The 13,231-nt window shown below is 33.2% G+C and carries 10 protein-coding genes and 1 other RNA gene; 5 read left to right on the forward strand and 6 right to left on the reverse strand.

Annotation, left to right across the window (positions count from 1 at the left end; translation table 11 throughout):
• Window positions 1–4: 4 nt before the first annotated feature.
• A complete protein-coding gene (locus H4V97_RS03670; RefSeq protein ID WP_196851310.1) occupies window positions 5–919 on the reverse strand; it encodes a CPBP family intramembrane glutamic endopeptidase in 915 nt (304 codons plus the stop codon).
• A 102-nt stretch (window positions 920–1,021) separates the two neighbouring features.
• On the opposite strand from H4V97_RS03670, the gene H4V97_RS03675 reads away from it, so the two are divergent.
• Both H4V97_RS03675 and H4V97_RS03680 read left to right on the forward strand, forming a co-directional pair.
• Window positions 1,022–1,363 (forward strand): arsenate reductase family protein, encoded by a 342-nt coding sequence (locus tag H4V97_RS03675; protein ID WP_196851311.1) that lies wholly within the window; start codon window positions 1,022–1,024, stop codon window positions 1,361–1,363.
• 96 nt (window positions 1,364–1,459) lie between these two features.
• A complete protein-coding gene (locus tag H4V97_RS03680; protein ID WP_196851312.1) occupies window positions 1,460–3,922 on the forward strand; it encodes a TonB-dependent receptor domain-containing protein in 2,463 nt (820 codons plus the stop codon).
• A gap of 173 nt (window positions 3,923–4,095) precedes the next feature.
• Here the strand turns inward: H4V97_RS03680 and H4V97_RS03685 are convergent, their stop codons facing one another.
• Entirely contained in the window at window positions 4,096–4,296 is a 201-nt protein-coding gene (locus tag H4V97_RS03685) for a hypothetical protein (RefSeq protein ID WP_196851325.1), read from the reverse strand.
• A gap of 233 nt (window positions 4,297–4,529) precedes the next feature.
• On the opposite strand from H4V97_RS03685, the gene fumC reads away from it, so the two are divergent.
• Window positions 4,530–5,927, forward strand: a complete 1,398-nt coding sequence (fumC, locus tag H4V97_RS03690) for a class II fumarate hydratase (protein ID WP_196851313.1) — start codon at window positions 4,530–4,532, stop codon at window positions 5,925–5,927.
• A gap of 159 nt (window positions 5,928–6,086) precedes the next feature.
• Here fumC and H4V97_RS03695 read toward each other — a convergent pair whose 3' ends face one another.
• Window positions 6,087–7,289: an NAD(P)-dependent oxidoreductase gene (locus H4V97_RS03695; RefSeq protein ID WP_196851314.1), complete on the reverse strand. Its 1,203-nt coding sequence runs from the start codon at window positions 7,287–7,289 to the stop codon at window positions 6,087–6,089.
• Window positions 7,290–7,528: 239 nt separating this feature from the next.
• Between H4V97_RS03695 and H4V97_RS03700 the strand changes: the two genes are divergently transcribed.
• Both H4V97_RS03700 and ssrA read left to right on the forward strand, forming a co-directional pair.
• On the forward strand, window positions 7,529–8,743 hold the full coding sequence (locus tag H4V97_RS03700) for a serine hydrolase domain-containing protein (protein ID WP_196851324.1): 1,215 nt from the start codon (window positions 7,529–7,531) through the stop codon (window positions 8,741–8,743).
• Window positions 8,744–8,839: 96 nt separating this feature from the next.
• Window positions 8,840–9,235: a transfer-messenger RNA gene (ssrA, locus tag H4V97_RS03705) on the forward strand.
• Between the two features lie 459 nt (window positions 9,236–9,694).
• On the opposite strand, the gene H4V97_RS03710 is transcribed toward ssrA, so the two are convergent.
• From H4V97_RS03710 to H4V97_RS03720, 3 genes are all read right to left on the reverse strand, one after another.
• Window positions 9,695–10,309: an SOS response-associated peptidase gene (locus H4V97_RS03710; protein ID WP_209548947.1), complete on the reverse strand. Its 615-nt coding sequence runs from the start codon at window positions 10,307–10,309 to the stop codon at window positions 9,695–9,697.
• A 102-nt stretch (window positions 10,310–10,411) separates the two neighbouring features.
• Window positions 10,412–11,782: an exonuclease domain-containing protein gene (locus H4V97_RS03715; protein ID WP_209548948.1), complete on the reverse strand. Its 1,371-nt coding sequence runs from the start codon at window positions 11,780–11,782 to the stop codon at window positions 10,412–10,414.
• Between the two features lie 101 nt (window positions 11,783–11,883).
• Window positions 11,884–12,660: an XRE family transcriptional regulator gene (locus H4V97_RS03720; RefSeq protein ID WP_209548949.1), complete on the reverse strand. Its 777-nt coding sequence runs from the start codon at window positions 12,658–12,660 to the stop codon at window positions 11,884–11,886.
• Window positions 12,661–13,231: the final 571 nt, after the last annotated feature.

Raw genomic sequence — 13,231 nt, forward strand, 5'->3', positions numbered from 1 at the left:
ATTGTTATGCTATTTTTCCAGTTAATTTTTCTTTCCAATTAACCCATTTGTATTTTTTACTAAAGATAAATAAAAGTATCGGGTAAATAATAACAACCGGGAATATAACATCTAATCCTGCTGAAGGTTGCGAAATATCTTTAAAAATGGAATTTGTTTGAAATGCAGACCAATCTGAAGTTACTAATAAAGCACTTACCAAATTGTTAGCGGCATGAAATCCTAAAGCTAATTCCATCCCTTCATCCATTAAAGTAATTACCCCCAAAAATAATCCAGTTCCTACATAGTAAACTAAAATGATATTACCGATTTTAGAAACTTCTGGATTTGAAATATGCATGACACCAAAAATAACAGAAGTCATAATTAAAGGAAACCATCTGTTTTTTGCCAGATTAGCGAATCCTTGCATCAAATAACCTCTAAAAACATATTCCTCGGTGCTGGTTTGAATTGGAATCAACAGTGTTCCTATCACCACTAAAATAAAAAACGGGATGGGTTTAAAATTGATTACAAAGTCACTTGGATTAGACAAATAGAATGCTAAAGTCGTTACAATGGTAAAAATTGCCCAAATTGAAAATGAATAAAGTACTCTATTCCAATCCATTTTAGATCTTGAAGTTGTAATAGAAAGCATCGTTTGATTGTGCAAATAACGCACCACGAAGAAAATTCCGAGCATCGCAAAAACGAATGAAATCAGGATTAAAAATAATGTCATATTGGGTTCAAAAAAACTCATAATTGCATCATTAGAAGTAGGGTATGGTTTCCCATTCACATAGGTTTCATAATACAAAGCAAGTAATAAAGGAACCTGACCGACAAAAGAGGCGAAAATAATCAATATGGAACCCCCAATATATTTCCAAAAATTATTTTCTGGTCTTATTCCTTGTTCTATAAACATAGATTTTTGTTTTTTATATTATTAAAATTAGAGTAACGAATTGTACTTTTGTTACACTTATAGAATGAATTGAATTTACAATTTCCTTTCTAAAAAAATTAGATGATACAAATATACCATAATCCACGTTGTGGAAAATCAAGAAACTGCTTAGCTCTGATTAAAGAATCTGAAAAAGAATATGAGATCATCAATTACCTTGAAAATGGTCCCACTTTTATTGAATTAACAGCAATTCTCAAAAAATTACACTTTGAACCTATTTCATTGGTTCGTCAAAAAGAGAAAATTTGGATAGAAAATTTCAAAAATATAGAAATGAGTCCTGATGAAATTATCCAAGCAATGGTCGATTATCCTATTCTTATCGAAAGACCAATTGTCATCATAGGAAACAAAGCAATATTAGGCAGAGAACTGGACAAAGTCTCCGGTTTCATTTAGCGGTATCGCAATAATTTAATTAACATTTTATTGTGATTTGGCTTTTAAACCAAATCCACTTTTAACAATCTAAAAAGAATATCTAAAATTAATATAATGCCAACAAAATTAAAACAACTCTTAACCTTTGCATTCCTTTTTTCTACTCTAATAAATTTTGCTCAACAAGGACCTAATTCAAAACCTAAAATTAAAATTACAGGAAATGTAATTGAAAAAGTGAGTAAACAACCGCTTGAATATGCTACAGTTACTTTTCTATATCCCAATAATCCAAAGCCTGTTGCAGGTGGAATTACAAATGCAAAAGGAGAGTTTGATATCGACCTCGTTCCTGGAATTTATGATATAAAAATTGAGTTTATCTCTTTCAAATTGAATCAAATTAAACAAAAAAGCCTTCAGACAAGTACAAATTTGGGTCAAATAGCTTTAGACGAAGATGCAAATCAATTAAATGAAGTTGTTATTAGATCGGAAAAAACTACGGTCGAAATTAAATTAGACAAAAAAGTTTATAATGTAGGTAGTGATTTAATGGTAAAAGGAGGAACTGTAAGTGATGTTCTTGACAATATTCCATCCGTTTCCGTAGATGTTGAAGGAAATGTAAGCCTTCGTGGCAACGATAATGTGAAAGTCCTTATTGACGGAAAACCTTCAAATGCTATTAATATCGCCGAAGCTTTGCGATTAATTCCCGCTGATGCTATTGAAAAAGTAGAAGTTATTACCAATCCATCAGCTAGATATGACGCTGAAGGTGGTGGTGGTTTACTAAATATTATTTTGAAAAAAGGAAAAAACCTTGGTTTAAATGGAACTTTTATTGCTTCAACCGGTTATCCAGATAATCACGGAATAAGTGGAACGCTTAACTATAAGTCGACCAATTTTAACCTTTTTACAAATCAAGGATACAATTATAGAAACAGTCCCGGAAATGCAATTACTAATTCAAGATATTTAAATTCTGATAACACAACGAGAAATTACATCAACGAATCTAGAAAAAACGACCGATATAGTAAAGGCTATAATGGAAACTTTGGTATGGAATGGTATTTAGACAAAAGCACTTCGTGGACTAATACCTTCAATTATAGAAAGAGCACCGGAGACAATACTGATAATGTGTTCCAAAATAATTACGACGCAAACAATGTCTATACTTACACAAGAAATCGGATAAATAATGAAGGAAGCGATAGTGAAAACGTAGAGTTTGCTACAAATTTTACTAAAAACTTCAAAAAAGACGGTCATAAATTAACTATTGACGGTTCATTTTCTACAAATGATGATACAAACCTTGCGTTAATAAGTGACTCGGCAACAAATTCAAACACGATAAAATTTGATAACACCATTAATAATCAAAGTCAAGGCCGAAATTTAATTCAAACGGATTACGTATTACCCCTAGGAAAAGGAAGTCAGTTTGAAGCAGGATATCGTGGAAATTTTATAAAATTGCTTACTGATTATCAAGTCCAAAATGATGGCGTAATCAATAGTAACTTCACCAATACATTAGAATATAAGGAGAAAACAAACGCAATTTACACTCAGTATGGATTTAAAGTGAATAAATTCTCAGCACTTTTTGGTTTACGTTGGGAAGATTCTAATATTGATATTAATCAGCTTGCCACTAATGATTTCAATAATAAAAAATACAATAGCTTTTTCCCTAGTGCATTTTTTACATACGAAGTCTCTGATAAAAGCAGTGCTTCCATTAGTTATAGCCGAAGAATTCAAAGACCAATGGGAAGAATGTTGAATCCTTTCAGCAACTTGTCCAGCAACATCAATATTTTTGTTGGAAATCCTGATTTAAACCCCGCATATACTGATGCTATCGATTTAGGATATATTAAACGCTGGGAAAAGTTGACCTTTAATACTTCATTATATGTCAATAAGACAACCGATGTTTTCCAATTCGCAAGAAGAGAATCAGGAGATTTTGTAAATGGAACACCGGTAATTATTAGTTCCCCAATTAACTTGGCTACAGAATACAGAACAGGATTTGAATTTACTTTAAATTATTCTCCTTACAAATGGTGGAAATTAAACGGTAATTTCAATTTCTTCCGTAACCAAACTCAAGGTAATTACGTGTACACTGATTTCAATAATATGCTGATAACACAAAATTTTGACAACACAGCAACATCTTGGTTTACAAGAATAACATCAAAAGTTACTTTGCCATACAAAATAGATTGGCAAACTAATGCAACTTATAACGGTCCGCAAAACAATGCGCAAGGAAAAAGTTTAGGTGTTTTCGCAGCAAACTTAGCTTTTAGCAAAGACGTCATGAAAGACAAAGGAACGCTGTCATTCAACATCAGCGATGTATTCAATTCCAGAAAAAGAATCATGGAAACCTATCTTCCAGGAATTGTAAGTTCTTATTCAGAAATGCAATGGAGACAAAGACAGTTCAGTTTATCCTTTACCTACCGTTTCAACAAACAGAAAAACGAAAAGGAAAAACAACCTAAGAAGAACATGAATGAAGGTGAAGGAGACTTCCAAGGATAAATATAAAATGTAATCAGTAAAAGCTGCTTCAAGTTGAACTTTACATTTTACAGGACTAATTATTATTTCAAACAAAAGGATTCATGAAAATGAGTCCTTTTTTTGTAATTATAAAATCAAGCACAAAAAAAAGGACTCGTAAAAACGGGTCCTTTTTTTATGTCACAATCAGATTAAACTGATTGTTGTTGTTGCTTCTTTTTAGCTCTTTTCTCTTTAAACGCTTCCCAAGTTGCTCCACCTATCCAATAAGATACGAAACCAACTAAAAAAAACATCAACCAGAATCCTATAGTAAGAACGGTTAAGAAAAGTAAAAAGCCTAAGTACTGTGAAAATTCAAACATGTTTTCCGGAATTTTGAATGTAGCCACAAATGTAAGTTTAATTCCTTTTCATACCAATAAAAAACAACAAAAACTACGAATCAATTTTTATAAAAAGGGAATTATCCGTATTTTTGGGCTGAGAATTTGGAGCTATTTCCCGCTATCCGTTATAATCTTTTATGTCGTCCCGAAGTTTCGGGACGGCATAAAAGGATTTCCACTTCTATCGGGGCTAGTTTCAAACAAAAAGCGAACACACACAATTTAACATCATAAAAATGAAATTCAGAATAGAAAAAGACACGATGGGTGAAGTGCAGGTTCCTGCAGACAAATATTGGGGAGCACAAACAGAACGTTCCCGAAACAATTTCAAAATAGGATCTTCGGCTTCCATGCCTAAAGAAATTATTGAAGGATTTGCTTATTTAAAAAAAGCAGCTGCTTACGCTAATTGTGATTTAGGCGTTTTACCAATCGAAAAACGAGATGCAATCGCTGCTGTTTGTGACGAAATCCTAGCTGGTAAATTAGACGACGAATTTCCATTGGTAATTTGGCAAACTGGTTCAGGTACGCAAAGTAACATGAACGTAAATGAAGTAGTTGCTAATCGTGCCCAAGTATTAAAAGGATTCAACATTGGCGAAGGCGAACAATTTATCAAAGCCAATGATGATGTCAACAAATCCCAATCATCTAATGATACTTTTCCAACAGGAATGCATATTGCAGCGTATAAAGCAGTAGTAGAAATTACGATTCCAGGTGTTGAAAAATTAAGAGATACACTTCATGCAAAAGCGGTAGAATTCAATACTGTAGTTAAGATTGGTCGTACCCATTTAATGGATGCCACTCCACTTACCTTAGGGCAAGAAATTTCAGGATATGTAGCACAATTGAATTATGGTTTAAAAGCGGTTAAAAATACATTGGCACACTTATCAGAAGTGGCTTTGGGTGGAACTGCAGTAGGAACAGGTTTAAATACTCCTGAAGGTTATGATGTAAAAGTAGCTGCATATATTGCTGAATTCACTGGACATCCATTCGTAACTGCCGAAAATAAATTTGAAGCTCTAGCGGCTCATGATGCCATTGTTGAATCTCATGGCGCATTAAAACAATTAGCAGTTTCATTAAATAAAATTGCAAATGACGTTCGTATGTTGGCTTCTGGACCACGTTCAGGAATTGGTGAAATCATCATTCCAGAAAACGAACCAGGTTCATCCATTATGCCAGGAAAAGTAAATCCTACTCAATGTGAAGCATTAACTATGGTTTGCGCACAAGTTATGGGGAACGATGTTGCTATATCTGTTGGTGGAATGCAAGGTCATTATGAATTGAACGTATTTAAACCGTTGATGGCGGCTAACTTCTTGCAATCAGCCAGATTATTAGGTGATGCATGTATGTCTTTTGACGAACATTGCGCACAAGGAATCGAGCCTAACTACAAACGAATCAAAGAATTAGTTGATAATTCTTTAATGCTTGTTACTGCATTGAATACTAAAATTGGATATTATAAATCGGCTGAAATTGCTCAAACAGCGCATAAAAACGGGACAACTCTAAAAGAGGAAGCCGTTCGTTTGGGTTACGTAACGCCAGAAGATTTTGATGCTTGGGTTAAACCGGAAGACATGGTAGGAAGCTTAAAATAATTATGAGTTATAAATTATAAGTTATAAATTGGAAAACCCTGAAATGTAAACATTTCAGGGTTTTTTGTTTTTAGTTTAGTCCGTATTTTAAACAGCCTTACTGTTCCCTAAGAATCATTGGAGATTCATAATTTACAATTCATAACTCATAACTCAAATCTATTTTCCATCTACATAATCTTGTAAATAACTGAATCTTGGCGTCAGTTTTCCTTTTTCGGTGATTTTGGCTCTTTGGAGAATTCCGTCTTTATCTCCATTAAAAAAGGCTGGAATAACATGTTCCATAAACATTTCTCCAAAACCTTCGCTGGCATCTTTTGGCAATTCACATGGTAAATTATCAACAGCCATTATGACAATTGCCGCAGGATGAAATACATCTACTTCTTTATTTTCATTAGGTAAATATCCATACAAAGGTTCTGCAATAGTTGATGATCTAAGCGTACACGCAATTGGACCATTGACATCACAGGAAATATCACCTACGACTTTTATTTTACAATCTTTGGCTTGAAGCATTTCCTGAGTTAGAATAACTGGCGCTTCATTACCATAAAAATGTCCTGCAATAAAAATCTCTGTTACCTTTGTGAATTTTTCAAAATCAGAAACATATTCCGTTGGATTTTGATAAAAATCAGTAAAATCTAATACTTGCCCATCTTTACGTTTGTTGTAATCCAACACGTCAATTTGAGTGTAAACAGGTTGAGAATAATTCTTTGTCAAGTAATTTTCCACTGAAACTTCTTTTACTTTAATGGCATCCAAAACTTCTTTGGCTCCATTACCTACTTTTCCAGTACCGGTAATCACAAATTTTAATGGAGGCAAAACCAAACGCTTTAAATGAGTAATTAATGCTTCTTTACCCGAGAGTGTTTCCGCTTTTGGAATTTTAAACAATCCGAATTTTATTCCAAAGGCTCTAATGCTATTATAAGCACCAACAATTCCTGCATATCTTCCAAAACCGATTAACCTGCGGTTGTTAGCATCTACTATCGTTTCATGATCGTATAAATCAATGTTTTTATCAAGAATGGCTTGCAGTAACTTTCTATTATAAGGCTGTTTTTTTATAGTATGCGAAAAAAAGAAATAAGATTTATTAGGAATTAAATCTTCTGTTGGGACTTCTTTTACACCAAATAAAACATCACAATCACTAAGATCATTTGTTATTTCAATCCCCAATTCTTTGTATTGCTCATCTGTAAAAATTCGAATATCAGAACTTTCCACTTTTATAGAAGCGTCTTGGTAAAGCTGCTTTATTTTTGCCAATTCATCTGGTGAAAAAACAACTCTTCTGTCTGGTGGGTTTTTTCTTTCTTTAATAATTCCGAATTTCATTTTTAAATACTTTTATTTTGATTTAATATAACTTAATAGTTTTAATTTGTTACAAATATAACAAATTAAGGTAAATTTAATTTCTTTTTTTAATAAAATAAAATGGCTAATTTCTTTAAAAGCTGATGTCCACAAAGATAGAAATCTGCCATTGCAAGACTTTAATAAAATAGTGTTAAGATTTTGGAAAAAAAATAAATCAACAGAGATTGATTCTATATATTTGCGTTTCTAGCACTATGGAAATGAATTTTATAAAAAAAGCAAATATAATACAATTACTCGTCCTTACATTAGTTTTGAGTTCTTGTACAAAAGATAAAAAGAAAGTAGAATTAAGCGATGCTCAACTCCCAAAAAGCACATTGCCTAAAATGGTTCCTTTAACAAACGAGCAACCCAAACTAACGGCTGAATATATCAATTCTAAAAAAGGATCGATAGAGTATTTTTACAACAAAACCTGGCCACACAATAGTTTAAACGGTAGTTTTCTTGTGGCTAAAAATGGTCAAATCATTTATGAAAAATATGAAGGTTATGCCAATTTTAGAAAAAAGAGATTAATTACCAGCTCTACACCATTACACTTAGCGTCAGTAAGTAAAGTACTGACCGCAACGGCAGTATTAAAATTAATAAATGCAAAAAGAATTGGTCTAGACCAAAAAGTAAACACGATATTAAAAGAATTTCCTTATCCACTAGTAACGGTTAAAATGCTATTGGACCACAGAAGCGGAATGCGCAACTATGCTTATTTCACTGATAAGAAAGAAATTTGGGACAGACATAATCGACTTAGTAATCAAGATATATTAACTATCATGGCTACTAAAGGTATTACTTTAGAATATAAAACTGACACACGCTTTGGATATTGTAACACTAATTACGCTATGTTGGCTTTGATAATTGAAAAGACAACGAAACTCCCCTACAAAAAAGCAATGCAAGAAATGATTTTCAAACCACTGGGAATGAAAAACACGTATGTTTTTGATTATGAAAGAGATAAAGACAGTATTGCTCCGTCCTATAAAGGTAATGGAGTTGAAATTGGTAAAGATTTTTTAGATGAAATTTACGGTGATAAGAACATCTATTCTACTGTTAGGGATTTATTGAAATTTGACAGAGGTAGAAATGCTCCTGGTTTTTTGAGTCCAAAATTGCTTGCACAGATATATACTGGATTTAGCAATGAACGCGTAGGCGAAAAAAATTACGGCCTTGGTATACGAATGATAAATTGGAAAACAGGACAAAATTTTTATTTCCACAACGGTTGGTGGCACGGAAATACATCGTCCTATATAACTTTAAAAAATGAAGGTGTAACGATAATTGCATTGTCTAATAAGTTCACAACCAGAACATATCAGGTTAGAAAACTGGCTAGGATATTTGGAGACTATCCATTTCCTTTGACAAAAGGAGAAAAAGAGGAATGATTTTTGATACAGAGTTGCTAGTTTAGTAGATAGAATTCAAGTTTTAAATTGTATATTTGCTGACCGAAATTCATTTTTGAGTTTCAAAATAAAAAAGGGGTCGACTGGTTTTGACAGCAAGTCGAATTGAGAAGTAAGCACGTCGAGCATTGAGACCTTGCTCGTAAATATAAGATCTTACAATTTTACACGGCGAAAATAACTACGCTCTAGCTGCATAATCTGAATTATAGTAAGATTAGCCTCGTTCCTATCAGATAGGAAAGCAGGATTCTCCTTGAAAGCCTTGGTTTGTGGCGGTCAGTTAAGGAGAACCGTAAAAATAAACCTAGATTTCCATGAGCTTCGGGTGGATTTCGAAATTAAGAAGATAAGTAGTGTGTGGCTGTTTCTGGCCCAGCATACTATCGAAAATCTAATCAGAAAATAAACGCGTAGAAAGCCTTTTAGTTGCTTGTTTGGACGGGAGTTCGATTCTCCCCGACTCCACAATAACCCTTATAAACCCACTGTTTATAAGGGTTTTGTTTTAAAGGGGCTTGATTAGGGGATTATTTCAATCTATACTTTTATTTTTGATACCCTATTATATAATTCTATTCTTAAAAAGATACTCATCCGCTTTACGACTTTTATCTTCTTAGTTGTCACCCTAAATATAATTATACAGCTAACAATTCTGCTTTAGTAAAATACAATTATTTTCTAATTTTAAAATTCGGCATCGATTCGTTGTGCACAAAACCATAAATTGATGGAACGGCTAAACTAATATATTTGCAACTTGCTGACCATTCATTCATTCTTTTTCATTGCTTGGAGTAGCAGAATTCGATTTTTCAAAAGCCTTTTCAATTCTATTTTGTCTTTCTAAAATTATTTCAACTGGGTTTTCGATAATTATATTACAATTTTAATTTAAAAAAATAAAAATTACTATTTATTCTTTTATCATTTCCTAGCTACTAATTTTACATTGTAGGGAAAAGAAAATTCTTTAATAGGCGCGCCGTCTAACCATCTAAGTTCATCTTCGGGATGTAATACGACAGGCATTCGTTTTTTATGGTTGTGTATTTCTGCCATTAATTCATTAGCTTCTGTAGTAAGAATAGTGTAGGTATTTTTGATTTCGCCAGTATGCGTGTCTGTCCAATGAGAATATAATCCTGCGAAAGCGAAGAGTTTTTCATTACCGATACCTATTTCGTATTTAACTTTATTTTTCCCTTTTGAATCCAGCCATTGCCATTCGTAAAAACCATTGGCTATCACCAAGCAGCGATGGCTTACAGCATCCCGAAACGATGGCTTTTCTTCTACCGTTTCAATTCTAGCATTGAGTGTAATTGCTCTAATTTGATCGTCTTTTGCCCAATGTGGAATTAAGCCCCAACTATAATGTTCAATTACTTCCGGGTGTTCGTCTGTGATAATAGGTGTTTTAGGAAATGTAAAACCATTGAAATGCTCATGAGGCGCAAATTCATTTATGTCCTTAATTTTGGCGTTGAAGCGTTTTTCGATTTGTACAGCTAGTTTGTTTTGAATGGTATGAAAACACATGGCTTTACTTTTTTAGTATAGTAAAGTTACTATTTTTTATAATAATGAATTATGGTTTTATTATTCGAAAAGTAAATACTTACTAAACATTTTAAGGTTAAATTATTTTTCATGAGTATGAACTTTTCCAGGGTACTTCTGTACAAAAGAAAAAATTAACTGCATGATGTACTGGTTCGTTTTATAAGGTGTAATATGTTCTTTGATTTGCGACAGGTCATTAATTGCTAAATCAGAATCAATATATCCCATGCCATAAAAGTGTCCGTTTTCAACCCAAATACAACTGCGTTCGTCATTAGTTCTTCCTTTGTCAATGATAGCAAAACTGGGTCTACTATTTAAGTGAAAATCTATTGCTGCTTGAATTTTATCGTTATGAGAATCAACGTCAGGTAAATCTGCGCTATTATTTTGAAACGGAAATACATCATCTGACATACTTCCATATTTGCAAAACCTTTGATCAATCTCAAATTGCTGCGCTAGTTCACTGAGCAAATTTATTCCACTATATATTTTATCAAAAGTTTCAATACAATTTTGATTTTTGGCTAGTTTACCAATTGCCAAGTAACGGTATCCATTTCTAGCTTCATATTCGAACAATCCATATTTCGGCTCAAAGCGTTTTAATGCTTTATTGTGAATTGGCCACAATTGTTTTATCTCAGAACATTCTAGCAATAATGCCATTAATTCGGTACCGCAAACTTCAAAAGTAATAGCGAATATATCACGAAGGAAATGTTGTCTTTGTGGCGTAATTTTATGACCTCCAAAGTGTGAAGCTACTCGTTTTTTTAAGTTGACCGCTTTACCTATATAAACTACTTTATTATGTTCATCATAAAAATAATAAACACCGGGTTTGTCTGGTAATTTTTCAAAGTCTTCCCGAGGTAGATTTGGTGGTAATCGCTGATCTTGTGATGTTTTCTTGATCATAACATCCATTACCTTTTCAGTGTCCCATTCCAATAATCGAGTAAACAAGATGGCCGTAGCATCGGCATCGCCTCCAGCGCGGTGGCGGTTTTCTAAATCTATATCTAAAGAGTTACAAAGCCTTCCTAAACTATAAGAAAGCAATCCAGGTCTAATTTTTCTTGAAGCTCTGACGGTACATAATTTTTTGGCTGTCCATTTAAGACCCGCTCTTTCTAATTCGTGACGAACAAAGGAGTAATCAAAATTAACGTTATGAGCCACAAATATTCTGTCAGAGAGCAGTTCAAAAACTTTATCCGAAATAGTATCAAAAACAGGAGCATTACTAACCATTTCATTGGTAATTCCCGTCAATGCAAAAATGGCAGGCGGTATGTCTTTTTCAGGATTAACAAGTGTTTCCCATCGATCTATTACTTTTATTCCATCATGTATTATAATTGCTATTTCAGTAATGCGACTATGACTGGCATTACCACCAGTGGTCTCAATATCTACTATAGCGTATTCCTGCTTTTTCATTACTTATATAATATGTAAAAGATTCCGTGTTATTAAAAATGAAGATTCTATCTAAGCTAATTTTCATACTTTATTGGTTTCAACAGCGTTGCGTATTTGTATTAATTGGTGAGACCAATACTGTTTTTTACCTCGTTGATGTCTCTTTTTAATTCAACAAACATGTTTTTAATGGTATCGCTTTCCAAAGCTTCTGTTCTTTTGTCACTTCGGGCAATGCTACATTGGTATTCCCAAATTTCAAGAATATGGGACGCTTTAACTTCGTACGGCGGATAGAAATAATTATCTGATGCTAGTACCAAGGCATTTTTATTGTTTTTGTTAAGTCGCTTATACACCATTCCTTCGCTTCTAGTGATGAAAATATAGGTTTTGCCGTCTAAAACTTCGCCCAAACCTTCTACATAACGACCCACAATAATATCGCCATCTTGATGTGGTGGCATAGAATCACCTTCAACAGGAAAACCACGGTATTTACCCGCTCCTAAAAATGGTAAAGATATTTGTTGTAACTGTTCAATGTACTCGGGATCGGCATACCCATTCAGGTACCCAGCTTTTACTTTTTGGGTTACAATTTCAATGCGGTTTTCACCAATTTGATCTACTTGTATGGGTAGAATTAGGCGGTTATTTTCAAGTTTTAATAAATCACCAACCTCAATTTTACGAGTATCTACTGACAACAATAAGTCGATACTGATTTGGTAATACTGAGCGATTTTCTTTAGGATTTCATAGGGTGCCTCCGAAGTTCCATCTTCGTACTTGACATAACGTCCCCTGGTGATCATTAGACTTTCGGCAACTTTCTCCTGTGATATTTTATGCTTCACCCGCATGGCTCTAATATTGTCTGAAAATAACGACATAGCATTTTTGTTATAATTTGTAACAGCAAAGATATTAAAAAATGTTATTATTTGTGCTAAAATTGAGACTTAAAATAAAATGAAATGACAGCTGTAATTGTAAATCTAGATTTGGATACTTTTCTTTTTCTTGTGGTATATTGAGGAAATCTCAATTGGAAGGATTTCCGTTAATTAGTGATTGAGATTACTGCTGTGTGGTGGCCTTTTGTTCAATAGGAAGCGAAGACTTTCGACGTAAATTCTATAATAGAAGCTATGCACTATTACAACCTTAATTTGGCATAATGCAAATTTATTCTCCAAGTGCGCACCTTTTTATTTACAGAAATTACTTTATTAAACATTTTACTGTTTTATTTATATAGTATTGCGTAGCAACTCTTTTTAAACCTCGGCACAGCGATATTTTACGTGCGAATTTTTTAATTCTTATAAGGCCGTTTTTTAGTGAGTCTTCAAAACAGTCAATCTACATTACTTTTGCACCTTCTATTAAAAATAATTTAGCGATTATCTAGCCAGTACCATCTCACTGTCTTTGATAATCGCTACTCTATTTTAAAATTTT

It is taken from the genome of Flavobacterium sp. CG_23.5 (genome assembly GCF_017875765.1).
In the GTDB taxonomy this organism is placed as follows: Bacteria; Bacteroidota; Bacteroidia; order Flavobacteriales; family Flavobacteriaceae; genus Flavobacterium.

Excerpts from the sequence above, each read along its gene's own strand:
- H4V97_RS03670 (WP_196851310.1), bottom strand. The coding sequence starts at position 919 with ATGTTTATAGAACAAGGAATAAGACCAGAAAATAATTTTTGGAAATAT.
- H4V97_RS03675 (WP_196851311.1), top strand. The coding sequence starts at position 1,022 with ATGATACAAATATACCATAATCCACGTTGTGGAAAATCAAGAAACTGC.
- H4V97_RS03680 (WP_196851312.1), top strand. The coding sequence starts at position 1,460 with ATGCCAACAAAATTAAAACAACTCTTAACCTTTGCATTCCTTTTTTCT.
- fumC (WP_196851313.1), top strand. The coding sequence starts at position 4,530 with ATGAAATTCAGAATAGAAAAAGACACGATGGGTGAAGTGCAGGTTCCT.
- H4V97_RS03695 (WP_196851314.1), bottom strand. The coding sequence starts at position 7,289 with ATGAAATTCGGAATTATTAAAGAAAGAAAAAACCCACCAGACAGAAGA.
- H4V97_RS03700 (WP_196851324.1), top strand. The coding sequence starts at position 7,529 with ATGGAAATGAATTTTATAAAAAAAGCAAATATAATACAATTACTCGTC.
- H4V97_RS03710 (WP_209548947.1), bottom strand. The coding sequence starts at position 10,309 with ATGTGTTTTCATACCATTCAAAACAAACTAGCTGTACAAATCGAAAAA.
- H4V97_RS03715 (WP_209548948.1), bottom strand. The coding sequence starts at position 11,782 with ATGAAAAAGCAGGAATACGCTATAGTAGATATTGAGACCACTGGTGGT.
- H4V97_RS03720 (WP_209548949.1), bottom strand. The coding sequence starts at position 12,660 with ATGTCGTTATTTTCAGACAATATTAGAGCCATGCGGGTGAAGCATAAA.